Origin of the sequence: Dyella sp., assembly GCF_051954575.1 — a bacterium.
GTDB lineage: Bacteria > Pseudomonadota > Gammaproteobacteria > Xanthomonadales > Rhodanobacteraceae > Dyella_B.
In genome coordinates this window covers 91623-116621 of sequence record NZ_JBQCHP010000085.1, presented here as the reverse complement: position 1 = coordinate 116621, position 24999 = coordinate 91623, and the positions used below count along the sequence as shown (strand labels likewise).

General features: G+C 61.7%; 29 protein-coding genes. 15 read left to right on the top strand and 14 right to left on the bottom strand.

All coding sequences use genetic code 11. The features are described 5' to 3' along the window. Window positions 1-76: 76 nt before the first annotated feature. The 5 genes from ACTHNE_RS12205 (at window position 77) to ACTHNE_RS12185 (ending at window position 3490) form a co-directional block, all read left to right on the top strand. Window positions 77-922 (top strand): YihY/virulence factor BrkB family protein, encoded by an 846-nt coding sequence (locus ACTHNE_RS12205; protein WP_324947993.1) that lies wholly within the window; start codon window positions 77-79, stop codon window positions 920-922. A 114-nt stretch (window positions 923-1036) separates the two neighbouring features. After that, window positions 1037-1189 (top strand): DUF3309 family protein, encoded by a 153-nt coding sequence (locus tag ACTHNE_RS12200; protein ID WP_324947995.1) that lies wholly within the window; start codon window positions 1037-1039, stop codon window positions 1187-1189. After that, complete coding sequence (locus tag ACTHNE_RS12195; RefSeq protein WP_324947997.1) at window positions 1186-1518, top strand: hypothetical protein; 333 nt, start codon at window positions 1186-1188, stop codon at window positions 1516-1518. The genes ACTHNE_RS12200 and ACTHNE_RS12195 overlap by 4 nt, the downstream gene beginning before the upstream one ends. Next, complete coding sequence (locus ACTHNE_RS12190; RefSeq protein ID WP_440269386.1) at window positions 1502-2986, top strand: sensor histidine kinase; 1485 nt, start codon at window positions 1502-1504, stop codon at window positions 2984-2986. Before ACTHNE_RS12195 ends, ACTHNE_RS12190 begins: the two co-directional genes overlap by 17 nt. A gap of 123 nt (window positions 2987-3109) precedes the next feature. Continuing rightward, a complete protein-coding gene (locus ACTHNE_RS12185) occupies window positions 3110-3490 on the top strand; it encodes a response regulator (RefSeq protein ID WP_324944800.1) in 381 nt (126 codons plus the stop codon). A gap of 139 nt (window positions 3491-3629) precedes the next feature. On the opposite strand, the gene ACTHNE_RS12180 is transcribed toward ACTHNE_RS12185, so the two are convergent. The 3 genes from ACTHNE_RS12180 to ACTHNE_RS12170 form a co-directional block, all read right to left on the bottom strand. Continuing rightward, complete coding sequence (locus tag ACTHNE_RS12180; RefSeq protein WP_324944803.1) at window positions 3630-4088, bottom strand: PA2169 family four-helix-bundle protein; 459 nt, start codon at window positions 4086-4088, stop codon at window positions 3630-3632. Window positions 4089-4124: 36 nt separating this feature from the next. Then, complete coding sequence (locus ACTHNE_RS12175) at window positions 4125-4325, bottom strand: hypothetical protein (protein ID WP_324944806.1); 201 nt, start codon at window positions 4323-4325, stop codon at window positions 4125-4127. Between the two features lie 144 nt (window positions 4326-4469). Beyond that, window positions 4470-5006, bottom strand: a complete 537-nt coding sequence (locus tag ACTHNE_RS12170) for a YciE/YciF ferroxidase family protein (RefSeq protein ID WP_440269385.1) — start codon at window positions 5004-5006, stop codon at window positions 4470-4472. A 278-nt stretch (window positions 5007-5284) separates the two neighbouring features. Between ACTHNE_RS12170 and ACTHNE_RS12165 the strand changes: the two genes are divergently transcribed. Continuing rightward, window positions 5285-6175, top strand: coding sequence for a BON domain-containing protein (locus ACTHNE_RS12165; protein ID WP_324944812.1), 891 nt, complete (start codon window positions 5285-5287; stop codon window positions 6173-6175). Between the two features lie 198 nt (window positions 6176-6373). On the opposite strand, the gene ACTHNE_RS12160 is transcribed toward ACTHNE_RS12165, so the two are convergent. Beyond that, complete coding sequence (locus tag ACTHNE_RS12160) at window positions 6374-6571, bottom strand: KGG domain-containing protein (protein ID WP_324944815.1); 198 nt, start codon at window positions 6569-6571, stop codon at window positions 6374-6376. A 296-nt stretch (window positions 6572-6867) separates the two neighbouring features. Here ACTHNE_RS12160 and ACTHNE_RS12155 point away from each other — a divergent pair, with 296 nt between their 5' ends. The 4 genes from ACTHNE_RS12155 to ACTHNE_RS12140 all read left to right on the top strand — a co-directional run bounded on the left by ACTHNE_RS12155 (window position 6868) and on the right by ACTHNE_RS12140 (window position 9924). After that, entirely contained in the window at window positions 6868-7494 is a 627-nt protein-coding gene (locus tag ACTHNE_RS12155) for a hypothetical protein (RefSeq protein ID WP_324944817.1), read from the top strand. Window positions 7495-7680: 186 nt separating this feature from the next. Next, window positions 7681-7944: a stress-induced protein gene (locus tag ACTHNE_RS12150; RefSeq protein WP_324944819.1), complete on the top strand. Its 264-nt coding sequence runs from the start codon at window positions 7681-7683 to the stop codon at window positions 7942-7944. Next, on the top strand, window positions 7935-8504 hold the full coding sequence (locus ACTHNE_RS12145) for a DUF4142 domain-containing protein (RefSeq protein WP_324944822.1): 570 nt from the start codon (window positions 7935-7937) through the stop codon (window positions 8502-8504). Before ACTHNE_RS12150 ends, ACTHNE_RS12145 begins: the two co-directional genes overlap by 10 nt. 82 nt (window positions 8505-8586) lie before the next feature. Further along, window positions 8587-9924: a sigma-54-dependent transcriptional regulator gene (locus tag ACTHNE_RS12140; RefSeq protein WP_440269384.1), complete on the top strand. Its 1338-nt coding sequence runs from the start codon at window positions 8587-8589 to the stop codon at window positions 9922-9924. A gap of 154 nt (window positions 9925-10078) precedes the next feature. On the opposite strand, the gene ACTHNE_RS12135 is transcribed toward ACTHNE_RS12140, so the two are convergent. Together ACTHNE_RS12135 and ACTHNE_RS12130 are read right to left on the bottom strand one after the other, a co-directional pair. After that, on the bottom strand, window positions 10079-10342 hold the full coding sequence (locus ACTHNE_RS12135; protein ID WP_440269383.1) for a hypothetical protein: 264 nt from the start codon (window positions 10340-10342) through the stop codon (window positions 10079-10081). A gap of 15 nt (window positions 10343-10357) precedes the next feature. Beyond that, window positions 10358-10777: a CBS domain-containing protein gene (locus ACTHNE_RS12130; protein ID WP_324944830.1), complete on the bottom strand. Its 420-nt coding sequence runs from the start codon at window positions 10775-10777 to the stop codon at window positions 10358-10360. A 517-nt stretch (window positions 10778-11294) separates the two neighbouring features. Here ACTHNE_RS12130 and ACTHNE_RS12125 point away from each other — a divergent pair. Then, complete coding sequence (locus ACTHNE_RS12125; RefSeq protein WP_440269382.1) at window positions 11295-13229, top strand: PAS domain S-box protein; 1935 nt, start codon at window positions 11295-11297, stop codon at window positions 13227-13229. Between the two features lie 225 nt (window positions 13230-13454). Here ACTHNE_RS12125 and ACTHNE_RS12120 read toward each other — a convergent pair whose 3' ends face one another. Together ACTHNE_RS12120 and ACTHNE_RS12115 are read right to left on the bottom strand one after the other, a co-directional pair. Beyond that, a complete protein-coding gene (locus ACTHNE_RS12120; protein WP_324944835.1) occupies window positions 13455-14141 on the bottom strand; it encodes a UdgX family uracil-DNA binding protein in 687 nt (228 codons plus the stop codon). Between the two features lie 144 nt (window positions 14142-14285). Then, window positions 14286-14606 carry a KGG domain-containing protein gene (locus tag ACTHNE_RS12115; RefSeq protein ID WP_324944838.1) on the bottom strand — a complete coding sequence of 107 codons (321 nt, stop codon included), beginning with the start codon at window positions 14604-14606 and terminating at the stop codon, window positions 14286-14288. 341 nt (window positions 14607-14947) lie between these two features. On the opposite strand from ACTHNE_RS12115, the gene ACTHNE_RS12110 reads away from it, so the two are divergent. Continuing rightward, window positions 14948-15748 (top strand): BON domain-containing protein, encoded by an 801-nt coding sequence (locus ACTHNE_RS12110; protein WP_440269381.1) that lies wholly within the window; start codon window positions 14948-14950, stop codon window positions 15746-15748. Between the two features lie 144 nt (window positions 15749-15892). On the opposite strand, the gene ACTHNE_RS12105 is transcribed toward ACTHNE_RS12110, so the two are convergent. After that, window positions 15893-18832 (bottom strand): TonB-dependent receptor domain-containing protein, encoded by a 2940-nt coding sequence (locus ACTHNE_RS12105; protein ID WP_440269380.1) that lies wholly within the window; start codon window positions 18830-18832, stop codon window positions 15893-15895. 752 nt (window positions 18833-19584) lie between these two features. Between ACTHNE_RS12105 and ACTHNE_RS12100 the strand changes: the two genes are divergently transcribed. Then, complete coding sequence (locus ACTHNE_RS12100) at window positions 19585-20019, top strand: DUF2501 domain-containing protein (protein ID WP_440269379.1); 435 nt, start codon at window positions 19585-19587, stop codon at window positions 20017-20019. 192 nt (window positions 20020-20211) lie between these two features. Here the strand turns inward: ACTHNE_RS12100 and ACTHNE_RS12095 are convergent, their stop codons facing one another. Both ACTHNE_RS12095 and ACTHNE_RS12090 read right to left on the bottom strand, forming a co-directional pair. Further along, window positions 20212-20655 (bottom strand): SRPBCC family protein, encoded by a 444-nt coding sequence (locus tag ACTHNE_RS12095; protein WP_324944850.1) that lies wholly within the window; start codon window positions 20653-20655, stop codon window positions 20212-20214. Between the two features lie 83 nt (window positions 20656-20738). Continuing rightward, window positions 20739-21218 carry an Lrp/AsnC family transcriptional regulator gene (locus ACTHNE_RS12090; protein ID WP_324944853.1) on the bottom strand — a complete coding sequence of 160 codons (480 nt, stop codon included), beginning with the start codon at window positions 21216-21218 and terminating at the stop codon, window positions 20739-20741. Between the two features lie 124 nt (window positions 21219-21342). Here ACTHNE_RS12090 and ACTHNE_RS12085 point away from each other — a divergent pair, with 124 nt between their 5' ends. Together ACTHNE_RS12085 and ACTHNE_RS12080 are read left to right on the top strand one after the other, a co-directional pair. After that, window positions 21343-22296, top strand: a complete 954-nt coding sequence (locus ACTHNE_RS12085; RefSeq protein ID WP_324944856.1) for a threonine ammonia-lyase — start codon at window positions 21343-21345, stop codon at window positions 22294-22296. A 15-nt stretch (window positions 22297-22311) separates the two neighbouring features. Next, window positions 22312-22956 carry a glutathione S-transferase family protein gene (locus tag ACTHNE_RS12080; RefSeq protein ID WP_324944859.1) on the top strand — a complete coding sequence of 215 codons (645 nt, stop codon included), beginning with the start codon at window positions 22312-22314 and terminating at the stop codon, window positions 22954-22956. Window positions 22957-23102: 146 nt separating this feature from the next. Here the strand turns inward: ACTHNE_RS12080 and ACTHNE_RS12075 are convergent, their stop codons facing one another. From ACTHNE_RS12075 to ACTHNE_RS12065, 3 genes are all read right to left on the bottom strand, one after another. Next, complete coding sequence (locus tag ACTHNE_RS12075; protein WP_440269378.1) at window positions 23103-23564, bottom strand: GNAT family N-acetyltransferase; 462 nt, start codon at window positions 23562-23564, stop codon at window positions 23103-23105. A 103-nt stretch (window positions 23565-23667) separates the two neighbouring features. Then, entirely contained in the window at window positions 23668-24189 is a 522-nt protein-coding gene (locus ACTHNE_RS12070; protein WP_440269377.1) for a hypothetical protein, read from the bottom strand. A 273-nt stretch (window positions 24190-24462) separates the two neighbouring features. Further along, the gene (locus ACTHNE_RS12065; RefSeq protein ID WP_440269376.1) at window positions 24463-24855 is read right to left on the bottom strand and encodes a GNAT family N-acetyltransferase; all 393 of its coding nucleotides are present in this window, start codon (window positions 24853-24855) and stop codon (window positions 24463-24465) included. Between the last annotated feature and the right edge of the window lie 144 nt (window positions 24856-24999).

Below are 24999 nucleotides of genomic sequence, written 5' to 3'. Positions count from 1 at the left end.
GCCAGTCAGTTGGATAAGCAACACAAGCACCACACTCACCCCCACCCCACACCACCCATGCGAACGTATCCACGCCATGCGTGTCGCCATCCGTCCCGCCCTTCGCAACGCCATCAACGGCCTCTACGAAGACGAACTGTTCACACACGCAGCCGCCATCGCCTACTACTCGGCCTTGTCGATGGCGCCACTGGTGGTGCTCACCTTGTGGCTGCTGTCGCTGTTGCGCGCGCAATGGCAGGAGCAGCTCAACCAGGCGCTCACCAACCTGATGGGCGACCGGGCGGCGCAGGCGGTCATCCTGATCGTCGAGAACGCCAAGTCGCGTCCCACGCTGGGCAATGTGGCCGGCGTGCTCGGCCTCATCGTGACGCTGTTCAGCGCGTCGGCCGTGTTCGCGCAACTGCAGGGTTCGCTCAACCGCATCTGGCGCGTGGAGGACGTCGCAAACCAGAGCGCTATCGGCATCTGGCTCAAGGCGCGGGCGCGGGCGTTCGCGCTGGTGATCGGCATCGCCTTCCTGCTGATCATCTCGTTCGCCGTGAGCGCGCTGATCCATCTGATGATTCCTTACGATTCGCTGGCGTGGTCGATCGTGGAATACGTCGTGTCGATAGCGGTGTTCGTGGTGGCGTTCGGTGCGATGTACCGCGTGCTGCCCGATACCGAGATCGACTGGTCCGACGCTGCCTGGGGCGCGCTGGTGACGACGTTGCTGTTCATCCTCGGCAAGTTCGCCATCGAGCTGTACATCGGGCACGTCAGCATCGGCGGCGCCTATGGGCCGGCCGGCGCGCTGGTGGTGATGCTCACCTGGGTGTACTACGCCTCGTTCGTGGTGCTGCTGGGCGCCGAGCTCACGCACGGCCTTGCCATGAGCAGGAAGCGTCCGGATCCGCAAGTCGAGCGTCGTGCGCTTTGAAAAAACTATGTGAAGCCGCTTCTGACGGAGCGTGTGCGCAGCGTTGAGGTGACCGGTGCCATAGTTTCCCCGCTTATCGAGTTGATGCGGTTTGCTTGCACCGTCAGGTACGTCATGTCGCTGATCCTGCTCATCGTGTTGATCGTCATTCTGCTCGGCGCATGGCCGGCGTGGCCGTACAGCCGATCATGGGGTTACTACCCGGCCGGCGGCGTGGGCGTGGTGCTCGTGATCGTTATCGTCTTGTTGTTGCTTGGCGTCATTTGAAGCAGTGGCTGCCGTTTCATGCAGCCATGTTCGGTAACAAAAAAATAGAAGAACTAGAAATGAATGCTTCCGTTTACGGCACCACCCGAACTCCCCAGCAAACCGAAGCCATCGTGGCGGCGCTCAAGCGCGCCGGCTTTGCCGAGCCGCGCGTCTCGCCGTTGACCGATGCGGACCCACCCTCGTTCGACACCAGCCGCCACGGCGGCATGCGCATCTGTGTGCACGTCGCCAACCCTAACCAACGCAACGCCGCGCAGGATATCTTTCACCAGCATGATGCCGATGACATCACGACCAGTCACGAAACGCATGCAACGACGCACTAATCTTGTGACGACCCGTCGGCCATCGATATCCGCCGTGCTGCAAAAAACCATTCGCGCATTGGCCGAGGTCCCGGCGATGCGTAACGTCGCGAAGATGTCGCAGCCGGGCTCGCGCGAATTTCTCACCTTCGCCGCGATCCGCGCGCGCTGGCGCCTTGGCGGCAGCACGGCGGGCCAAAGCCGCTTCCAGCGCGAAGTGCAGCAGCGCCTTGGCGCGTTGCCGCAGTTCTTCACGCCGAGCGACGCCGCGCCGCAGTTGGCCGAACAGCTATGGATGCAGGCCAAGGCCGCCTATCTCGACAACCCACTGCCCTCGCTGTTCAAGGAACGATTGTTCGTGCATCTGTCGCGCTTCTGCGAAGTGCGCTACTGCGTGGTGCGGCACGCCGGCTATCTGCTCGGCAAAGGCTATCCAGCCGGGGACGCGCGCGCGGTGCCGGAAACGATCGAGCAGGTGATCGCCCTGCTCAGCCGGCCCGTACCGCATGCGGCGCAACTGGAGGCGGTGTTCGCCCGGCTGGAAAGCTACTCCAAGCCCGCGCCCATCCCGGCGCCGCGCAGCAAAGCCGAAGAAGACCTGTTCGATGCCATCACGGTGATGTTCGTGGTGCCCGCGCGATCGGCGCAAGCGCGCGCCGCCGTGCGCTGCGCCGTCGGCGAGACGGCGTTCGAATACCTGGCCGCCCTGCTCGCTTTTATCCGCACCGCGCACTACTGGACCGAAACGCACCCGGGCCTGAGCTATGAAACGGACATGATCATGCAGATGGCGCAGCGCCAGGACCTGGCGCGCCGGCTGCTGGATACCGCGGATGCCGAATGGGCGCACGTAGGCGACGCGTTGCGCGAAGCGCTCACCGGTCAGTTGCAGGTGCTCAACACCGAACTTCAGCACCGCACGCGCAACTTGCTCAGCGTGATCCAGGTGATCTTCGACCGCACGCGTGCCAAGCACACCACCCTGGAAAGCTTTGCCGACGTGTTCTCCTCGCGCCTGGATGCGATCAGCCGCGTGCAGACGTACCTGTCGCGTCTGGTACAGGGCGAGAAAGTCACCTTCGACGGCCTGCTGCGCACCGAACTTGCAGCGCACGCCGTATCGCTGCAGCAGATCACCCTGGAAGGCCCGGTCGGCGTGCGCCTGCGTTCGTCCACCTTGCAGACCTTTGCGCTGGCCATCCACGAGCTGGTGGTCAACGCGGTGAAATACGGCGCGCTGGCCATTCCCACCGCGCACCTTACCGTGCGCTGGGAAGTTGAGCATTGCGAAGAGCAGCAGCCGCTGCTGCACGTGCAATGGCAGGAAACGGGCGTAAACACTGCCGTCAACGATAGCGCCGCGGTGCAGGCCGGCTACGGCCGCGAACTGATCGAGCGCGCCCTGCCCTATCAGTTGCGGGCAAAAACCGAGTATGAGGTGATGCCCGAAGGCGTGCGGTGCATGATCTCCGTACCGGTGCTCACCTAGCCATAGGTTAGGGTTTGAGGCGAGTTCATCACAGGGCTTGCGGCTTTTTTTCACCATCTACACGCAACCTAAGCGCGACAGCATGTAGATATGCTGCTTCGCTCATCAGAGGATCGTCCACACATGAATGCCAACCAGTTGAGCGGAAAATCGGTGCTTATGGTGGAAGACGAATACCTGATCGCCGACGCCCTGTGTTCCGCATTCGAGATGGAAGACGTGCACGTGGTAGGTCCGTTCCCGAACGTCGCCAGCGCCATGAAAGCGCTGGACAAGGGCGTCCACGCGGATATCGCCGTGCTCGACGTGAATTTGAACGGCGAGCGCGTGTTTCCGCTGGCCGATCGCCTGATGGCCGACAACGTGCCCATCATTCTCACCACCGGCTACGACAGCGACGCCATTCCGCGTGATTACGCGCACCTGCAACGTTTGCAGAAGCCGCTGCATTTGCACGAGTTGCTGGGGTGCCTCAACGGCATACTCAATACCGTAAAGAAATAGAAAGCCCTTCACGTCTTGCACGTTCGTCATCCCAGCGAAAGCTGGGATGCGAATCGATAGCATGAAGCTGCAAGCAAAGAACACACGGGGAGAAACAGGCGTTCTCCGGTGTGGACGCCTGCGACGACCGCATCCTGCATCAGCCGTGCAGGCTGTGCAGTGATTGCTTCAGCCGGCTCATCTCCTCGTGTGCCGAGCGCACCGACTCGTATGCATGCTGCGCGACTGCCAGCGAGGACGAGCTGAGCCGTCCATCGCCGATCACCTCTTCGTATTTGGATTTGATGCGGTCCTCGCCGCGCTCCACTTCGTCGATCACCGCCAGGTCGCCGTCGCGCACCGTGCTGCGCAAGTTGACGAAGGCGCGATGCATCGAGGCCAGCAAGGTGCCTTCATCTTCCGGCTGGCCACCCAGCGCCTTCACCTGCGACTGCAGGGAACTGAACGCCGCAAGGCGTTCGCGCGCGCGGCGCTGGAAGATCGACTTGAGTTCGGGATTGCTCACATCCTTGGCCGCTTCACGGTAGCCGTCGGCACTGTCGATGGTGATTTCAATCAGGCTGTTGAGCAGCTTGATGTCTTCCCAATTGCCTGCCATACCGGTTGCCCTCGGATGGTCGCAGCTCGCAGCGCTTCAGCGAACCGAATGCAGCCGCGGCGACTGCGGAATGCGCGCTACGTTGCTCAGCGGCAGCGTCACGCGGCCTTCACTGTTCAGTGCGCGGATCTCCATCACCAGTTTCGCATTGCGCTCGATCAATCGATGGTTCTGCGCAAGCAGCTGGCCGCATAGCCGTTCGAGATGCCGTACGCGCTGCTCGGATAGGATCGTCATGGCTCGCCTCCATTACTGATGCGGCGAAATATCCACTTTCGAAAGTGAAGCAAGCGTCTGTGCCGCTGCATGCTTTTTTTGCTCATCGCGGCAACCGTCCCGCATGCGGGCGGCGCCGCCATTTTCACGCTTGCTCGCGCATGGTCAGTGGCGTACTTCGCGCCCGCTTTCGCTTTCCGCCGACGCGCGACGGCCCGCCGCGCTCTTGTTTACGCGCTGCTCGGCCAGTTTGCTGAGCTTCTCGCCCGCACTCTTCTCTTCCTTCAAGGTGTCCAGGATCAACGGCAGCACCTCGTCATAGCCAAGCTCCTTCGCCAGCGCGGCCAGGGTGCCGTACGCGGCGATTTCGTAGTGCTCCACCTTCTGTGCGCCGGCGATCAGGGCGGCGTCGCGCAAGGTGCCTTCTTCCACCGCATCGATGATCTCCTTGCCCTCTTCCACCAGGCCTTCCATCGCCGCGCATTTGATGCGTTTCAGGCGGAGGTCCAATTGCTCGACGATTTTGTCGATCCGCTCGACCTGACCGTTCGTTTCCTCCAGGTGGCTTTCGAAGGCCTGCTTCAATTGCGGCTCGGAGGATGCGCGCGCCAGCTTCGGCAAGGCACGAGTCAACTGCTTCTCGGCGCTATAGATGTCCGAAAGCTCGTGCACGAAGAGTTCCTCCAACGATTTGACGGCCATGGTGTGTGCTCCTTACGGGTTCATGATGGAATGCGAGCCAACAAGATAGGCAGGCCGCCGTTGTGGAGGCGACATGGCCGGGTGAACCGGTTGTCGTTCACGATGCACTGCATGCGACATCGATGCGCCGCAGCGGAAAGATTTTCCGGCGCATCCCGGCAATTGTTTCCTGCCGATGCGCCGCGGCGCCCGCCACGCGCGCTCGCGGCGTGGCATGGATGTTGCGAACCCTCGCCCGCAACAGGCGTGTTTCCTCCAACCGAAAAAAGGAGCCATCCATGAATCGCGACTACTCCCAGCAACGGCACCATCGCCCGCCTTCGCGCTTCGACGTCTCGGAGCGTTATCAGGCCGGGCGCGCTTCGCGCGACAATCCGTCGCGCTACGAAGACAGTCGCTACGAGGACCGCACATCCAACTGGAATGACGCCCAGACCGCGCGCTGGCTGTCCCACTACGGTGGCGCGACACAGCGCGGCGAGCAGGATTACGACTATGGCCGCCACCTCGACTACGACCGCAACGAATACGCGCAAGGGTATGGCGACCGGCAAAGCTATGAAAACCCGCGCTATGGCCAGCGCTTTCAGGAGAGCTGGGAAGGCTATTCACCGGACGAAGCATGGCGCCAGCGCGGCGCCGAGCGCATCAGTCCGGCCGGGCATGGGCGCTATGGCTGGCGTGGCGAAGATCTGGAACAAAGCACGCTGAATTTCCAGCCCGGCGAACGCGGCTACGGCTCGATGTACGGTCCCACCTTCGGCTCGACCTATCGCCATCCGGAACGCGGCCACGAAAACTATCCCGGCGACTACGGTGCGTCGGGTTGGGGCGAGGAAAGCTGGGGTCATGCAGGTGAACGCGGCGGCGCCTATTACGGCCGCGGCCCCAGCGGCTACATACGTTCGGACGAACGCATCCGCGAAGACGTCTGCGACCGCCTTACCGACGACCCGCACGTCGATGCCAGCGCGATCCAGGTCACGGTGGAATCCGGCGTGGTTACCCTGCAGGGACAAGTGCCGGAACGGCAGATGAAACACCGCGCCGAGGATTGCGCGGAACACATCAGCGGCGTGAAGGATGTCGAAAACCGCCTGCGTGTAAGCCGCGGCGATGCGTGGAGCGAGGAGGGCGAAGGCAGCGGGGGGTTGTCGCGGAATGGGTGAGGTTGGTTTTCTGTTCCATTGGCGCCTGACGCACTGACTTGCAAATAATTGCCTGAGTGAGCCCCTCTCCTTCCGGGAGAGGGTTCGGGCGGGAGAGGGGCTCATGCGCATACGCCGAGAGCCCGGCACATCCTCTGCCGGGCTCTCTTCTTCAGCACGTCCATGGCCTACAGCGGGACTCCTAGATTCCCAAACACATCATGTGTTCTTGTGGCTCTGCTGGCCGGCTTTCACGTGCTGCTCGTGGGTTCCGCCACTGCTCTGCCGACCGGCCTGCACATGTTGCTCGTGCGTGGCATGATCACCACCGCCAGCCTTCCCGCCTTTGCTGGCGATCTTGCGCTGCTTGGATTCATCCATCGAAGCGAATCCGCGGTTGCTTTTTTCGGTTGTCATGAACTTGACTCCAGTGAGGAACAAAACGTCCGTCTCTACGACGAACGGTTGCCAGTCTAGACAGTGAGTAGTCAAACGGATTTGAGATGTCCGTGAATGGTTTTTCGCGTCCGTGACAGGCTTGTTTCGAGTACGCGCATACGCCTGCTTGCCTGCGTTTTCCCGCTGTTTTTAAGGTCGCGTGGACATGCACACCGCGCATCGTGCGCTAGGCTTTACGCAGACGCATTGTGCGTTCGCCTGCCAGGCGTTGCATCGCGCTACATGCCCCTTACCTCAAAAAAGGTACATCCAACATGACCGAAGAACTCTCCACCCGTAGCACCGGCGAACACGTGTCGCTGACCGATCTGCTTGCCGTGCGCATGGCGTACGAACGCAGCAGCATACGCATGTACGAGTGCTTCATCGAAAAATGCCGCAGCAACAAGGACCCGGTCATCCGCGCCCTGGACCTGTCCCGGTTTGAACCTTTTTGCGAAACCATGACCGAGCACGTCCACCTGCTGATGCAAGCGCTGGACGTGCTCGGCGACAAGCCGGATATCGAACGGCAGGAACAAGGGAGCGGCCCCTTCCTCATCATGATGCAGGCCGCGCAGCAGCAGGTGAGCGATGCGGGCATTCCCGTGCTGCCCTCGATGCAGGCGCTGCTTGCGGTGGAGCAGTTCAACGAAATGTCGTGGGGCCTGCTGCTGGCCTTGATGAAGGATGCCGAGCTGCAACGCTTCGTGGCGCACTTCCAACAAGCCTGCCTGCAACACCGCGAGCAGCGCTCAACACTGCAGCAAGCTTATGAAGACGTAGTGCTCGGCCTCGTGCGCCGTCAGCAACTGACGACGAAAACCACGCGTCCGCTGAAAAGCAGCATGACCGGACGCACCGGCTCGCTATTTGAATCGCGCCATTTTGGTCGCGTTTAGTTATCGGCCACGATGAGATTTCGTCATTGCCATGCATGCGCGTGGATTTTTCCAGGATTTCATCGCGACCTGCGCGCGTCATGCACGCTTTGGCGTTCACCTCCCCTTTGCCATACGTTCACGCGCTTCGCAGGCCGCAGGTTGAACACTTCATGCACCTGCCAAATGCGCTTAACGAGTGTTGTCATGTCCGATCACGACGAAGCCAGCGTTACGCCCCGGGGGTTTGCCGCCATGGATGAGCAGCGTCGCCGGGAAGTGGCCAGCCTGGGCGGCCGCATCGCGCATGCCAGAGGGCGTGCGCATCGCTTCACGCCCGAAGAAGCACGCAAGGCCGGCCAGAAAGGCGGCAGCCAGATCAGTCGCAACCGCAAGCACATGGCCGAGCTCGGCCGTCGCGGCAGCACGCGCGACGGCACGTCCGAACCATCCGAAGAAGCATGGACCTGACGCAGACTACGTTACTTGCCGGCATTCTTGCCCTCATCGCGCTGGTGATTTATTACCAGCTCAAAGCCAGCGCCAACCACCCTGCTCGCACCCACGGCAGCATCAGCAAGGAAGACCGGCGCTTCCTGCGCCAGGCCGTGACGGTGTCCGCCGCGGAAGTTGCGCTGAGCCAGCTGGCCTTGAAAATCTCGTCCGCCGCCTCGGTGCAATACATGGCCAAGCGCATCGTGGACGATCAGGTCCAGGTCAACCGCAAGCTAGCCAGCCTGGCGTGGCGTTACCGCGTGAACGTGTCGGCCGAACCGGGCCAGGAAGTGAAGCAAAAGACGCAACAGCTGCGCACGCTGCGCGGCGGCGCGTTCGACCAGGCCTATGACGAAGTGATCGTGCAGGACCATCGCAAGGCGATCGACCTGTTCACCGCCGCCGCCGGCAGTGGCAACGCCGAAATACGACACCTGGCCGAAGCCACCCTGCCCACGCTCGACCTGCACCTGAAGATGGCCGTAGAACTGGAGCCGCGCGCGGCGATGGCCGCAGCGCCGCTGCCGCCGATGTAGCGGCCACCTTTCCACGAGCCCTCCACTTCGCTCCGCGCATCCTGATCCTTTCCGGCGTATCCGCAGGCAGTCGAGGTTTTCCATGCGCGGCAACGCTCCGTCCGTTCTGCTGGTCGACGATGATCCTGCATTCGTCCACGGCACCGGCGCCCAGGCCGAAGCGAAAGGCTTCGAGGTGATGACCGCATCCACCGTGCACGACGCTTCGATGGTCATCGCGCAGGAACGCCCGCTGGATCTGATGATGGTCGATTTGTCGCTGCCCGATGGCAGCGGCCTGGAGCTGATCGATCATCTGGGCGACACGCGCGATGGCGACGTGGTGGTGGTCACCGGACGCCCTGACATGGATACGGCCATTCAGGCGATCCGGCTGCGCATCGACGATTACATGGTGAAACCCGTGGACGACGCGCGCCTGAATGCGCTGTTCGATCGCGCGGCGCGGCGCGCGGGTCTGCGCCAGGCGCGCGAAATGGACGAATGCGGCGGCATGATCGGCGCATCGCCTTGCATGCGACGGGTGTTCAAGCTGATCCGCCGCATCGCGCCCACCGGCAACACCGTGTTGCTGCATGGCGAAAGCGGCACTGGCAAGGAGCTGGCGGCCGAAGCCCTGCATGCACTGAGCGGCCGCCGCGGACGTTTCGTTGCCGTCAATTGCGGTGCGATCCCGCCGGACCTGCTCGGCAGCCTGCTGTTCGGACATGAGCGCGGCAGCTTCACCGGCGCGGTGCGCGATCACAGCGGCTTCTTCGAACAGGCCCAGCACGGCACGCTGTTCCTGGACGAATTCACCGAAATGCCGCCACCGCTGCAAACCTATCTGCTGCGCGCGCTGGAAACCGGAACCGTCACGCGGCTGGGCGCGCAAGACCCGCACGTGCTGGACGTGCGGGTGATCGCCGCCTGCAATCGCGACCCATGGCTGGCCGTTTGCGACGGACAGCTACGTAACGACGTCTATTACCGTCTGTGCGATTTCCCTATCGCGCTGCCGCCGCTGCGTGACCGTGACGATGACGCGGTATGGCTGGCCATGCGTTTTCTCGATCGCTTGAACGACAAGTACGGCACGCAATGCGTGTTGACCGACGCATCGCTCCAATGCATCCAGGCCTACGCGTGGCCAGGCAATGTGCGCGAACTGCAGCACATCGTGCAGCGCGCCTACCTGATGGCGGACAACGACCGCATCGATCTTGCCCGGGAAATAGGCATGCGCCGCGCGCTGCATGGCGAACGCTCCTTTCCTGCCTTCACCGGCCAGACGCTGGAAAACATTGAACGCATGGCGATCGAGCAGGCGCTGCGCCAATGCGGCAACGACAAGACGCGCGCGGCGCGGATGCTTGGAATTAGTGTGAAGACGATCTACAACAAGTTGATGCGGTGGCGGGGTGAGGGGCGGAGTGCGTAGGTAGCCGGCGGCTTGAACAATGCGTGCAATTCGCAACCTCCCTCACCGTCATTCCGGCGAAGGCCGGAATCTATCGCCACGACGAAGCATGGATTCCGGCCTTCGCCGGAATGACGGTGAGGTAATGCAGTACCGGTCAAGTGATCTGAAAAGATCACGCGTACCGCGCACCCCACGCAACTTCGCGCACACCACACCAGGCCACCGGCCGCCAACTCGGCGGCGGCTTTGGATCATCGATCGGCGGTGGATCGGCATTGGGTTCGCGCATCGGCGGGCGGCTCGGTTGTGGTACCGGCAGCCCCTGGTCGGGCAACGATGGCGCGGGGCTCGGTGGTTTCACCGGGTCCGGCGGCGGCGCCGGCTGCGGGTTGACCAGAATCGGGAAAGTGGGAAGCGCTTCGATCAATGCCTTCATGATGGATGCATGCACTCAATGAGGCGTCGATACGCGTTGCGACACTTTTTCTTTCTGCGAGCGCGCGGCGGAATGTTCGAGGTCCGCCTGCGCCACGATGCCGCACAGCTTGCCGTCCTTGTCGGTGATGGGAATGCGTCGCACGGCTTCCTTCGCCATTGCATTGGCGATGTCTTCCACGCTGGCGTCTTCGGGCAGCGATACGGCTGGCGCGGTCATGTAGGTGTCGACCAGGCAGGCATCCAGCGTTTCACCCTCGGCGACGCAACGCACGACGATGTCGCGGTCGGTGATCACGCCGACCAGGTTCTGTTGCTCGTCGACCACCGGAACTTCGCCAACGTCGGCCTCCCGCATGATCCTGGCTACGCCTTGTACTGAGTCGCGCGCCGAGCAGCAGCGCGGATTGCGCGTCATGATGTCGCTTGCTTGCATGTTCGATCTCCGTTGAGCCGTGGTCCCGATGTCGGCAGCCGTCACCAGGATAGACAAGCATGCCGCCCCATAGGAAAAGGCACCGCGCAGGCCATACGAACGTACTCATCCACAAGCTCATGCAAGGGATTACCGAAACCGTTACCAGTCGATCGCGTGAAAAGTACCTGAAAAACGCGGGGTTTCATCGCCCAAGTTCCCGCATTTTTCACGCTCCGATTACGTTGTAACGATCATCTTGAACCGGCGGTAACGGAAAAAGGGGGCTGGCGCCGGAGGATGCGGATGTTGTCGGGTGGGGTTGCAACAGAAGACGTTTGCATATGAAACGTTGATCTCTGCGGCTATCCGAGCACGCCAGCCATGAAGTTGCGAGGGCTTCGAAGGCACGTAACTCGCGCAACGACCATGTGCAGACATGGTGTCCGTCGCCGCTGCATGAGTGAAATGCAGCGTCTTCGCGGTAACGCCGGGCGACGCTGGTTGAATCGCCCGAACTTACGTGCCGAGTCCTGCCATGTCGCCAGTGTTACTTCACGACAGTCCACCCCGTGCGTTGCCCGCCGACCATGCTGTCTTCATCCTGGACCGCCACGGTTACGTGGCGGCGGTCCAGGCTGGAGAGACGCTGTTCAGCACCCACGATCCGAAAGAGCTGATCGGCAAGTATTACGCAAGCTTGTATTCAGATTCGCACGACGGCGCGTTGCTGGACAGCGCGCTCAACGCCATCAGCAGCGATCACCCTGCCCGCCTGGAGACCTGGCTGACGCATCATCACGGTCAGCGCATCCACGTGGAAGTTTCCGTGCATGCCCTCAAGAGCGGCGACGGGAGCGTGCACGGTTTCGCAATGGTCATGCGCGACCTGCAGGTGCACAAACGCATGCAGGATCACCTGCGCGAATGCGAGCGGCGGTTCCGCCTGTTCGTGAACGATGTGCCCGACTATGCGATCTGCATGCTCGACGTGCGCGGCAACGTGCGCGACTGGAATCTCGGCGCGCAGCGCATGACCGGCTACACCACCCAAGCGGTGGCCGGCCGATCGTTCTCGACCTTCTTCCACGAGCCGCAACGCACTAATGAGCTGTCCCGCCAACTGCTGCGCACGGCCGGCCAGAGCGGCCGCGCACACGCCGAATGCGAATTCCGGCGCGCCGACGGCGAAAGCTTTCCGGCCGAAGTCATCGTCGAAGCCGTGCACGAAAGCGACGGCTCCCTGCTCGGCTTTGCCTTGATCGTCCACGACCAGGCCCAGCAGCGTCTGGCCGAGCGGCGGCTGCGCGAAGCGCGCGAACAGATCGTGCACGCACAGAAGATCGAGGCGATCGGCCACCTCACCGGCGGCATCGCGCACGATTTCAACAACGCCCTGCAAGGCATCATCAGTTCGCTGGAACTGGCCTCGCTGTCGCTGGATCGCCGTCACGTCGGCCAGGCCAAGCGGCATGTGGTCGTATCGCTGGACGCCGCCTTGCGCGCCGGGCGGCTCACGCAACGCCTGCTTTCGCTGGCGCGGCGGCGAAACGCATCCAGCCAGTGCACGTGCGTGGCCAAGGTATTGAGTTCGATGCGCGAGCTGCTCGACCGCACCTTGGGTGACGACATTACGCTGGAAGTATCGTTTCCCGAAGACCTTCCGCCACTGGCCTGCGACAGCGGCCAGTTGGAGAGCGCGATGGTCAACCTGGCGGTCAATGCGCGCGACGCCATGGCCGGTCATGGACATCTGAGCATGGCCTGCCGTACCTGCACGCCCGAGGACAGCGGCGTGCAGGTGGCGCTCGACCGTACGCACAGCGTATATGTGGAGATCACTGTTTCCGACGACGGCACCGGCATGAGCGAGGAAATCCGCCGGCGCGCGTTAGAGCCGTTCTTCACCACCAAGCCGGAAGGCCACGGCACCGGCCTTGGCCTTTCCATGGTGTATGGATTCGTGACGCAATACGGCGGCGCGATGGACATCCGCAGCATGCCGGGCGCGGGAACGTCGGTATTGCTCTATCTGCCGTGCGACGAAGCCACGCTGGAAACGCTGCCGCCGAAAGCAACCAAGCCTGCGCCGGATCTGCGCGGCTTCCGCGTATTGGTGGTGGAAGACAACGAAACGATCCGCCAATCCGTGGCGACACGCCTGCGCCAACTGGGCTGCGACGTCCACGAAGCGGCGTCGGGCGACCAGGCCTTGTCGATGCTCGCAACCGGTTCATCCTGGAACCTGCTGTTGTCGGACGTGGATCTGCCGACCATGGACGGCTATGCGCTGTGCCGCCAGGCGCGCAAGCAATTTCCCGCGCTGCGCGTGATCCTGATGACCGGTTACGCCGATACCGACTGGCTGGAAGGCGGCACGCTGGACGGCGCGACGGAGGCGTTGATCAAGCCGTTCGATATGGGGGATTTGCTGGCGAAGGCGCAGTTGTTGTTGCAGTCGGAAGATTCGTAAGTAAACCCTCTAACCTCAGCCGTGCGAATGATGGCTCCCTCCCCTGCTTGCAGAGCCTGCCCCGGACTTGATCCGGGGGGAGGGCTGGGGCGGGGTTGTACGAACTTGCCGCACTGCTGAAACACATCGCGAGATGGCTTCACCCCACCCTAACCCTCCCCTACTACACGTAGGGGAGGGGACGCATTCCGGCACACTGAGATCCGACGCTCAGAGGCTTATGTTCTACGCCGCCCCACGCCGCACACTGGTACGCACATTCGCCGGCGGCCCCGCCACGAACGCACGCAGATCATCCACCAGTTGTTGATACCGATGATCGTGCGTGTCGCGGTTGATCGAACGCAACACCGACGAAGGATGCCAGGTGGCCATCGCGTCGATTCCGCCGGGCAAACGGAACCAGCGGCCATGGCTCATGGTGAGCTGAAATGCCGTGCCGAAAAACGCCTGCGCCGCCATCGCACCCAATGCAAGGATCCGCTGCGGACGCACCTCGCGCAGTTCCGCCGCCAGCCACTCGCGGCATATCGCCTGCTCCGCTGCATTGGCGCGCTTGTGCAGCCGACGCTTGCCGCGCAGCTCGTACTTGAAATGCTTCACCGCGTTGGTGATGTACACCTCGCTGCGCTCCAGTCCGCTCGCTTCCAGCGCGCGATCCAGCAACGCGCCCGCCGGCCCAACGAACGGCTCGCCCGCCGCGTCTTCCTGCAGGCCGGGTTGTTCGCCTACCAGCATCCACGCCGCGTGCGCGGGGCCCGTACCGAACACCGTCTGCGTCGCGTTCTTCCACAGGGGGCAGTCGTGGCAACGCGTGGCCCGCTCGCGCAACTCCCGCAAGCTTCCAGGCGGAGGCGGCAAAGTCGGGGAACGGGCCAGTGGGGATTCCCAAGCCGATGGTGATTGCGGCATCTCAAACTCGTCCTCGCGTACTTACGCGAAGCTTCCGATACCTTCTATCGAAAGGATGTGCAGGTTCAGTCAACAATCACATCCATAAACCATTCATGCAAACGGTTCGACTCGAAGAATGCTTCGTCCACTCGTGCGCGTCGTTCACCGTTGCGAATGATGGTTGCCCTGCTCTTTCGTTCGGCCGGCGGATGTGCTGGATGTGCGGCTTCGCATGCCGCCCTTCTTGCCGAGCGCCGCATAGCCTTCGCGGCCCAATTCCTGCCTGCGTGCTTCGCCGCCCTGCTTGCCTAGCGCGGAATACCCTTCCGAACCGAGTTCTTCCTTGCGTGCAGCACCACCTTTCTTGCCCAATTGCGAATAGCCTTCCGGCCCTAATTGTTCCTTGCGTGCCTCGCCACCCTTGCGGCCGGCTTCGCGCACGCTCATGGCGCCCTTATCCGGGTCACGCTGTTTCCTGCTCATGCTTGTACCTCTTGCACTGGCTCTTGCAAACGTTCGTCGTGTTGGTTGAAACGACTGTGCGTGGGGGGAACATGCCATCGCTTGTGTGATGCTTACGTGCTTCTCGCGCATGACATGGCTGCGAAAACTTGTCGCACATCACATAACAGGTCATTCATTGCGCGCGCAAAATGCGTGCTGCAGCAAGCGCCAGTGAGTGTGCTTTGCGCGTCAGGACATCCCCCTCTGTCACGCATATGAACACCAGGGCAGGCATTACATCGCGCTAGCGTACGGTTCACCCTCTCGCCACTCCGGTGCGCAGTAGCTTTTCGCAAAAGATGACGAACGGGAGCGCCTCCATGACGAGAAAATCCAGTCGCGCGAAGCAACCGCCGGCACACCCCGACCGCCGCCTGACGGCGCAGGAACGCAGCTCAGCCTCCACCACAGTGTTGCCGCAGCTGCAGGATCCGGACGACGTCACGCTGGGCTTCGGTCCGCGCAGCCTCGATCCCGACCGGCGCACCGAGCGCCTGAGCTACCGCGACCCCGAGGAAGTTTCGCAAGGCCCGCTACGCTTCGATGAAACCAACTACAGCGTGGAACGGCTCACGCTACCCGAAGGTGGCTACAACGAGTACGCCGACGAAGTCGTGTCCTATACCGACGAGGAAGGTATCCCGCGCATGCGCTACGGCCCGATCGCGGGAGGGATGGAAAATCCGCAATACGACAATTCCACCCAGAACGAACTGCTAGCGGATTTGCCACCAAGCGACGTGAGCCCTGCGTACGAGCCCGACGATCCCGATCTCGGTTTTCGCCTCACTGCGGAAGACCTGGAAACCTCGCCGGACTATATCGATCGCGACGTCGAGAAAGTCTCCGGTTTGGGTCAGCACGCACGGCGTGCGAACCCTGACGATGAGCGCGTCCGCGAACAGGTGTACGAAGCGCTCGACAGCCGCGCCGATATCGACGCGCCGGATATTTCGCTGCATGTAAGCAAAGGAACCGTCACCATCGAAGGCGAAGTCGCCGATCCCATACTGCGGCATCGCATCGAACAATGCGTGGACAGCGTCGATGGCGTGAAGGACGTCAACAACCGTTTGCATCTTGCCGCCCCGCGGCCGCAGCGGCCGTGGAGCGATGAATAACTCCGATGGTTGCGCTAACTCGTAGCGCCTTGCCAGATGCTCCCGTGGGTTGGGTTAGCGCAGCGTAACCCAACGATGGCGTACAAGCATTTTTGGTTACGCTTCGCTAACCCAACCTACGGGAGATTCTACTAGGGTGCTAGATCAAAACCTCTGCGTATAGCGCAAATACACAAACCGCCCGTAGTCATACGACGCATTGTACGAATACGCGCTGTCGCTGCCGTTGCCACCGTAGAAATACGGCGCCACGCGATTGAAGACGTTGTTCACGCCCATCGCGATCACCGCGCCCCACGGCGCCTTCCAGTGCACCTGCGCATCGTTGAAGGTCACCGACGGCACCTGGGTCATCGGCGTGACGCCCGAGCCGGTCCCGTAATTGGGCAGCGTGCACGGGAACGCCGAGAACTGCGCGTTGTAGCAGGACTGCTTCAGCGGCGAATAATAGCGCAGCGTCCACTCCGCGCCGAAATTGTGATAATCCCAGCCGATGCTGAAGTTGGAACGCAGGCGCCAGTTGCCGGCCATGCCGTTGTTGTGGCTGATCGGCGCGCCAGCATATTGCTGCGACTCGTTGCGCGTGTAGTAGGTAGACTGCGACTTCAGATTGAACTGGCCGAAGGAAAATTTCGGCAGCGCGTAGGACAGGCCCACGTCATAACCGGCGGTACTCAGGTAACCCTGGTTCCCTGGGCTCGCAAACAGGCCGCTCACCTGGTAGTGATCGGCAGCCGTGCGCTGGAACAGGCTGCAATCGGTGACGCTGGACAGCGCATAGCAGTTGTACAGCACATCGGACTGTGAAATGACATTGCGCACCTTGTAGCGGAACCAATCGACCGTTGCGTTGAAGCCTTGCAGGTAGCTGGGGCTGTAGACGAAACCCAGCTGCGCGCTCTTGGACGTTTCCGGACGCAGCTTGATATTGCCGCCCTGGGTGAACGGTTGATACACCGGGCCCGCGCCTGGCGCAGTCACCAGCATGTTGGGCGCCTGTTCCTGCATGAAACCATTGCCGTACAGGCTGCCCAGGCCCGCGGCATTCAGGGCACCCTGGTTCAGGGCCGGCTGACCGCCGATACCATTGGCGCAGTTCTTGGCCACGGTGGCGTTGGTGCGAGCCAGGCCATAGGTGACGTCGCAGGGGTCGACGTAGCCGGGATAGGTCGTGCTCACGCCGCCATACAGATCGCCTACGGTCGGCGCGCGGAAGCCCGCGCCGTAGCTGGCGCGCACCAGCAGATCGTCGATCGGCTTCCAGGTGATCTTGTACTGGTTGTTGTGCGTGCTGCCGAAGTTGCTGTAGTGCGAGAAGCGCGAAGCGATATCCACGCTCAGCACCTGTGCCAGCGGCAGATCCTTGAGCACCGGTACGTTGAATTCGGCGTAGGCCTCGTTGACGCTGTAGCCGCCGCGCGTCGGCTGGCCGGCGAGATTGGTGGTGAGCCCTTCCGAAGACGGCACATCGGGCGTGTCGTAGCCGTGGATCGAACGATGCGAAAGGCCCATCGCCAGGTTCACGCCACCGGCCGGCAACGGGAAGATTTCGCCGCTCACGTCGACTTGCGGGCCTTTCTCCGAACTACCGTAGCGCTCGTACGAATTGACACCGACGTAATTCAGCATCGCCGCGCTGTAGCCGCCGGGGCCGGCCAGTACGTTCAGCGGTACGCAGCCGGCAATGACGCTATCGGGCGTGCCGCATTCGACGGTACCGTTGGCGTCCATGAACGAAGGCCCCAGCGCATTGGCCAGACGCGGCAGGGAGAAGTTGCCGGTAGCGAGGATGCTGCCGGTATAGCGCGTATCGAAGTAATAGGCATCCCAGTTGAACTGATGCTCGCCCAGGCTGAAATAGCCGTCCAGACCGACGTTGAAGCGGAAGTTCTCCGACTTGTTGATGTTCAGCCGCGGCAATTCCACCACGTAGCGCTGGAACATCAGGTCGGTCGGCGTCTGGCCGTCCGCATTGGTGGGGTTGTAGTAGCTCTGCGCGGACAGCATCAGGTTGCTGTATTCCGGATGCTGCAACGAAGTGAGGCTGAAGGTGGTGAGCGGCAGGCCACCTACGCTGCCGGTGTTGCGATCCTGGTTGAAGCCTGCGCTGAAGCTGGCGGTGAGATCGTCCGACAGGTTGTAGTGCCCCTGCACGAAGAGGTTCTTCATGCTGGTGGCGCTCTGCAGCGTGATCTGGTTGCTGTAGTTGTACGTATCGCCCGGATCGGTCACGCGGCCATCGGCGGCGTACGTAGGCGACATCATCATGTGATAGTCGTTGATGTTGCGCGGATCGCCGCCTGCATTGAGCACGGACATCGAGCCATCCGGGTTGTAGAACTGGCCATAGGCGCCCATGCTGCTGAGGCCGTTCAGGGGAAAGCGATCGGTGAGCGGATAGGCGCTGTATGGGCGCCGGCCGGCACCGATCGCATCCTGCTTCTCGTACTGCGCGGAGAACATGATCGAGCCGCGTTTGGTGCTCTTGCCGAAGGTGACGCCGTACTGCCCTTGCGAACCGTCGCCGTGCGGTATGAACTTGCCTTCATACACGTCCACCTGCGCACCGTTGAAGTCCTTCTTGGTGACGACGTTCACCACGCCGGCGATCGCATCCGAACCGTAGATGGCCGACGCACCATCGGCCAGCACGTCGATGTGATCGACGATGGACATCGGGATGCTGTCCAGATTGGCCATGCCGGTGTAGGAGGTGCCCATGCGCTTGCCGTCGATCAGCACCAGCGTGCGCGACGCGCCCAGGCTGCGCAGGTCGATATAGCTGCCGCCCACGTCCGGACCGGCTTCGGCCGGGTTGGACTTGCTGATGTCAGGCGTGGAAGCGGATGTGAGGTTCTGCAGCACCTGGCTGAGCGTGGCGAAACCCTGGCGCTGGATATCCGCGGCGGTGATCGAGACGATCGGCTGCGCCTGCTCGATATCCACGCTGCGGATCATCGAACCGGTCACCTTGATGACGTCCAGCGGCCCCTGAATATCCGTCGCCGTCGATGCAGGTGTTACCTCAGCCGTTTGCGCGGCCACTACGTCGATATGCCCGATCGCCCCGGCCAACGAACTCATGATAATCACGCACAGTAATTTGCGCTGCTGGTCTTTCATGCAGAATACCCCTTGATGAATAGCGAAAAACATGGCGATTTCCCAGCCGAAAACGCCTCGGGCCGCGATTAGGCCAAGGGGAAATTCGTGCCGTTTGAAATAAGTTAAGGGATTATCGCCGAGTACTCACTGTCCAAATTGGGCCAATGAAATGTCTTGGCCGGCCGATTATTTTTGACGGCGTTTATTCGCTAATACATGGCATTTCAATCATGGCCCGAACGAACCGGAGCTTGTCCCTTGAGGAAATGGTGCAGGCGTGTTCGAAAAGCCTAAGATCAGAGTTGCATAGCACGTTCTGTCGGCAATGCCGAGTCGAGACGCAGCGGATGGCGCACAGCTGCATTTCGATATGTGGGGGCACAGAGGAGTGGTATGCACAACGATACCCGCATAGGGGCGTTGATCTGGCCATGGCGCCGGCGATGTCCGCATCGCCGGCGCTTTTTTATGGGTTGGTTTTTTTAGGTTGGGGTGCAAACCCCAACACCGCAATGTATGTGTGCAGGGCAACGTTGGGGTTTGCACCCCAACCTACGGCTCCGAAACCCGACGGTTGCCACGCTGAAGGCCGAATGCCAAGATCGCGCAGCGGGGGGCAGGATGACTCATGCAGGTTCACTGGCAGGATGGATGCGAGCCTGCGGATACCGCGTCGACATACTTCTAACAAGCTTCGGCATTGAATGCCCCATCCACAAGGAGGAACGCGCATGAATACGCGAATGAAAAAAGCCACCATCACCCTTGCAACCCTGGCCGTGAGCCTTGCCTGCGCCACCGTATCAGCACAGGACCTTGGCGGTCTCGGCGGAAAACTCGGCGGCATGCTGGGCGGCAACGGCGGCTCCTTGAGTTCCGGCAGCATGGGCAATGTGGCCGGCCTGTTGCAGTACTGCGTGAAGAACAACTACCTCGGCGGCGACACCGGCGCGTCCGGCCTGGCCGGCAAGCTGCTCGGCAAGACCGAAGGCGGCACCAGCAATAGCGACTACCAGAGCGGCCTGAGCGGCATCCTCAAGGGCAACAACGGCAAGACCACCAACCTGAGCGACGTCGGCGGCGGCGATCCTGATCTCAAATCGAAGCTCACCACCAAGGCCTGCGATATCGTGCTCAAGCAGGGGAAGAAATTCCTCGGGCATTAAGCAGCGTTCGGGCGAACGTTTACCCGCAACTTTAACGCTACCGATTCGTCATTCCAGCGAAAGCTGAGGCGCTTCACAACAGCGAAGCTGGTCAATCCAGTGCCTTTCACGCTTTTCAAGTCGCTGGATCCCAGCTTTCGCTGGGATGACGAACGTGTCGCCCCGGCGTTCGCCGGGGCGACCGTGCTTTAGCTACTGCCGTATTTCCGCCTCAACCAGCTTCGCCAGCAGCACCAGCGATTCCTGCCACCCCAGGTAGCACATCTCCGGCGGAATCTGTTCCGGAATGCCCTCCTGCACCACATTCAATTCCGTCCCGCACATCACCGCGCTCAGCGAAATCGTGGTCTGCATGCCGCCAGGCAGGTTCGGATCGTCGAACACGTCGGTGTAACGAATACGCTCGTTCGGCACCAGCTCGAGGTATTCCCCGCCGAAGGCATGGGCCTCGCCCGTGGTGAAGTTGGTAAATGACATGCGATGCCGGCCACCCACTCGCGCGTCCAACTCATGGACCTTTCCGGTAAAGCCGTTCGGCGGCAGCCACTTGGCCATGGCGTCGGCGTCGAGAAACGCGCGATAGACGCGCTCGGGCGGTGCGCGCAGTACTCGGTGAAGGCGGATAGTGCTGGTCATGGTCTCAGGTCTCTGAAGTAGAGGACGGCCCTCTAAAGGAAATGACGAACGGCGCCGCGGGGAATCGACACGCATCCGTTTTTTTATTCAACCGGCGGATCCATCGGGACCAGCAAGCTCCGCTTGATCGTGCCCAGCGCCACGCGCGTGTGATAGCGTCGCACGTTGGCATTCTCGGCGACCAGTCGTTGCATCAGTGCTTCGAAGTCGTCCACGTCGCGCGCCACCACAATCAAAACGTAATCGCCCGCGCCGGTGACATACCACGCCTCCTGGATCATCGCTTCGGCCGCGATCCATTGCTTGAGGCTTGCCACCAGTTCCGGCCGCTCGCGCTCCACTTCGATCTCGACGATCAGGTTCAACGGCCGACCGACGCGTTTCGGATCGACCACGGCCACTTCGGCGGCAATCACGCCCTCCTCGCGCAAACGCGCAATGCGGCGCTGTACCGCCGACGCGGAAAGCCCGACTTCGGCTCCCACCAGCTCCGCCGAACGGCGCGCGTCCTTTTGCAGCGTCGCGAGGATGCGTCGATCGAGCTTGTCCAATTCGATGGGCATGTGTGTGCAGTGACGATGCAAGTTGCGGGAAAAACCCGTCCAGCTACCGATAGTCGCGCTCTGGCCGCGCGGGCAAACCCTAACATAAGCCGCCATCGCCACTGCAGCAGGGAGTTTTTCGCGCATGCCCCTGGATCTCGATATCACCCGCATCGTTGCCGCTCGGCAGCGCATCGCGCCTGTCTTCCTGGATTCGCCCGTGATGACGGACGCCGCGCTGGATGCTGCACTGGGCTGCCACGTGCTGGCCAAGGCGGAACTGGCCAATCCGATCGGCTGTTTCAAGGGACGCGGCGCAGACCTGTTCTGCGCAACCGCGCTGGAACCCGGGGCGCGTGTGGTCTGCGCCTCCGCCGGCAATTTCGGGCAAGGCATGGCTTATGCAGCCGGCCGGCGCGGATATGCGTGCACGGTCTTCGCCGCCGAGCAAGCCAATCCGGTCAAGGTCGACGCCATGCGCCGGCTGGGTGCGAACGTGCAACTGGCTGGCGCGGACTTCGACGCCGCCAAGCAGGTTGCGCGCCAGCATGCCACGGAAACCGGCCAGCGCTGGGTGGAAGACGGCGTCGAGCCGGCGATTGCCGATGGGGCCGGCACTATCGCACTGGAACTGCTCGATGCGGCCTCGTTCGACACCCTGATCGTGCCGCTCGGCAACGGCGCGCTGCTCGATGGTGTCGGCCGCGTGCTGCGCGCGCTGGCGCCGCATGTGCGTGTCATTGCCGTGGTCGCCGCGAATGCGCCGGCAATGAAGCTCTCGCTGGATGCAGGACACGCCATCGTCACCGATCACGCCAACACCATCGCCGACGGCATCGCCGTGCGCGTGCCGATCGCTTCCACCTTGTCCCGCTTGCGCGACTGTTGTGACGAGATGGTGGCGGTATCCGAAACCGACTTGTTTACGGCGATGCAGTTGATCCACCGGACGCTTCGCGTGGTGGTCGAACCTGCGGCGGCGGCTGGACTGGCAACGATCCTGGCCGAGCCGGCTCGCTTTACCAACCAGCGCGTCGCCACCGTCCTGACGGGTGGAAATATCGCCCCTGCCCTGCGCGAGCGCCTGCTCGCAGCTTGATCATCGACGCCAACGATGAAACTTCTCTACCAGACACACTCCCCCTACGCCCGCAAGACGCTGGTCGCCGCCCACGAACTCGGCCTGGCCAATCGACTGCAAGTGATCCACCACGAAACCAGCCCGGTCGTGCGCAATGACGAAGTATTCGCACTCAATCCGCTGGGCAAAGTACCGGTACTGATTTGCGATGATGACCTCGCCCTGTTCGACTCCAACGTCATCTGCGAATACCTGGACGGCCTGCATGATGGACCAAAGCTGATCCCCACCGATCCCTCGCGCCGCTATCGCGCATTGCGCAACCAGGCGATCGCCACGGGTATCGCCGACGCAGGCATTGCGGTGCGCTGGGAAACCGAACGGCGACCGATAGCCACGCGTTGGGAGCCGCTACGTGAAGGCCAGTTGCGGAAGATCATCGCGGCCTGCGATTTCCTCGAAGGAAACCTGGAGGAGAACGAGACGCCGGATATCGGCGATATAGCCGTGGCGACCGCCCTCAGTTGGATCGAATTCCGGCAGGTCTATGCGTTTTGCGATGCTCGGCCACGGCTAGCGACCTGGTACGCGCGGTTCTGCGCGCGTGAATCGATGCGGGTTACTGCGTTGCATGGGGAGACGGTTGATATAGCCCGTAGCGCCTCACTACGCGAATGATGACTCCCTCCCCTGCACGCATGGGGGGGTGGAGTGGGGTTGCCCGTGCTTGCCTCAGCGCTGAAATACATCGCGAGGTTGCTTCACCCCACCCCGGCCCTCCCCTACTTCGCAGGGGAGGGAGCAAATCCTGCAAGACTTGCGCATCACAAAACATCCAACGCTTTGGCCATTTCCGTGGTCCCATTCCAGCCCATTCCCTGATACAGCGGCCGACCCTTTTCCGTGGCATGCAAAATCGCATAGCCAACGCCGCGCCTGGCAAATTCCGCTTCCGCCAGCTTCATCAGCTCCCGCGCCAGCCCGCGATTCCTGTACTCGGGTTCGACAAAGACGTTCAGCACATATCCGCGCTTGTCCTGCGTCGGGTGCGCGGGATGCGGTGGCCAATCGATAAGCATCAGCCCAATGCCCGCTACCGGAGCGCCGTCGTCCAACATTACGAAACCGAAATAGGATCCATCCAGCAAGCGCGGCCTGACCCATTCCCGGAAATGCCCGGTCATGGGCATCAACACTTCATCACGTCCGCCGGCATCCCGGAACATGGCTTCACGATGCCGGCAAACGAGCTCAAGATCGTTGGCGTGAAGTGTTCGAATATCCATGGTGATTCCGAAGTAACAAGGTCAAACCGTGATGTGCGCTGCCGAAAGCGGATGCTTTGAAGCTCATCCGCACCGCGCGTCTTCGACGCATGGGTCGGCAAGTCTAGCGAACGCGCGTGAAGTAGTTCGTGCGCATCACGGGCAAGCCATTCTTTCCCGGATAAACGGCGGTCTCGACCAGTTCGCGGCCATCCGGCAAGACCGAGTAGATCCGGGTCGAGACAAGTACGCCGTCTTCCTGCAACGCCATGACCAAGACATTGGGAGAAGGCAGCTTCAATGCCGCGCCATTCGCCTCGGGACTATCCTTGACGGGAGCAAGCGTTCCATCGAGCGCCGCCGTGCCCACGGAATGAACCTCGTTGCCAGGCGCATAAACGATATCGACGTGCGTGGTCCACTTGTTGTCGCCCGCAGCGCCGAACGTGAACCTCACGCTTTTCGGCCGCTGGTCGGGCGGCAAAGGCATGCGTGAGGTGTCCAATGACCAGGTACCGAGCAGAGGAGAAGCTGCAGTTAGTGTGGCACGAGTATCTAGCGACGATCCAGGCGCGGCGGCTGCGGTGAACGAGAACGTCAGCGCGGCGACAGAGGACAGCAACACGGCTTTCGACAGAGACGTCATTTCCTCTCTCCATGTAAGGGACGCGGGCAAAGTTATACATCAGGCAGGCGTGTTTATGCCTAGGGATGCTCTGATCTATTCCACGGTCGTTCGACGGGTATTCGTCCTCAGCGATATCGGTCTGCCAATAGGAAGCAAACTCAGGAAATATCTTGGCAAGGTCGTTGACCAGGTCGGATTGACTGTATTGATCCATAGCGCACATGCGAGCTTGTCGACGTGATTGCTTTGCGGCTCAGTATCTCCATAAATACACGAAACCGATCGTCAATATTACGCATTGCGCAGACGTTCCATGGCAATGGAAGACACCTGGAAACCGAGCTTTGCAAAGAACCCTGCCGCCCCTTCCCGTCCCGCGCGCAGCACCCACGTGATGCGGGGATCGTCGCCCGTAAGGTGCTCGACCAATGCACGGCCAATCCCTTGCAACCGGTGTTCCTGTGATACGACCACCATGGAGAGGTAGCCATTGGAGATGCCGTCGGTAATCGCCCGGGCGAAACCAACGATCTTGTTATCTGAAACAGCGACTGCCGTTCGCTGCGAATGGGCCAGGAGCAGCGCAAATGCTTCCGCACTCCCTACCCGATGCGTCCATCCGTTGGCGCAAAGAAACTGCCGCACCAATTCGACTTCTTGCGCTTGTACATCGCGAATGAGCATGGGTTTTCGAGCCGGATGATCTGCGGTTCGCGAAGACGATTGCCCCCTTCGACGGTGAGGCAAAAAAAGAAAAACCAGAAAATTCCACCCTTCCCGCTTCACTATCTTAGAGCACCTGGGGCTTGCCGCAATCCCCCGGTCTTG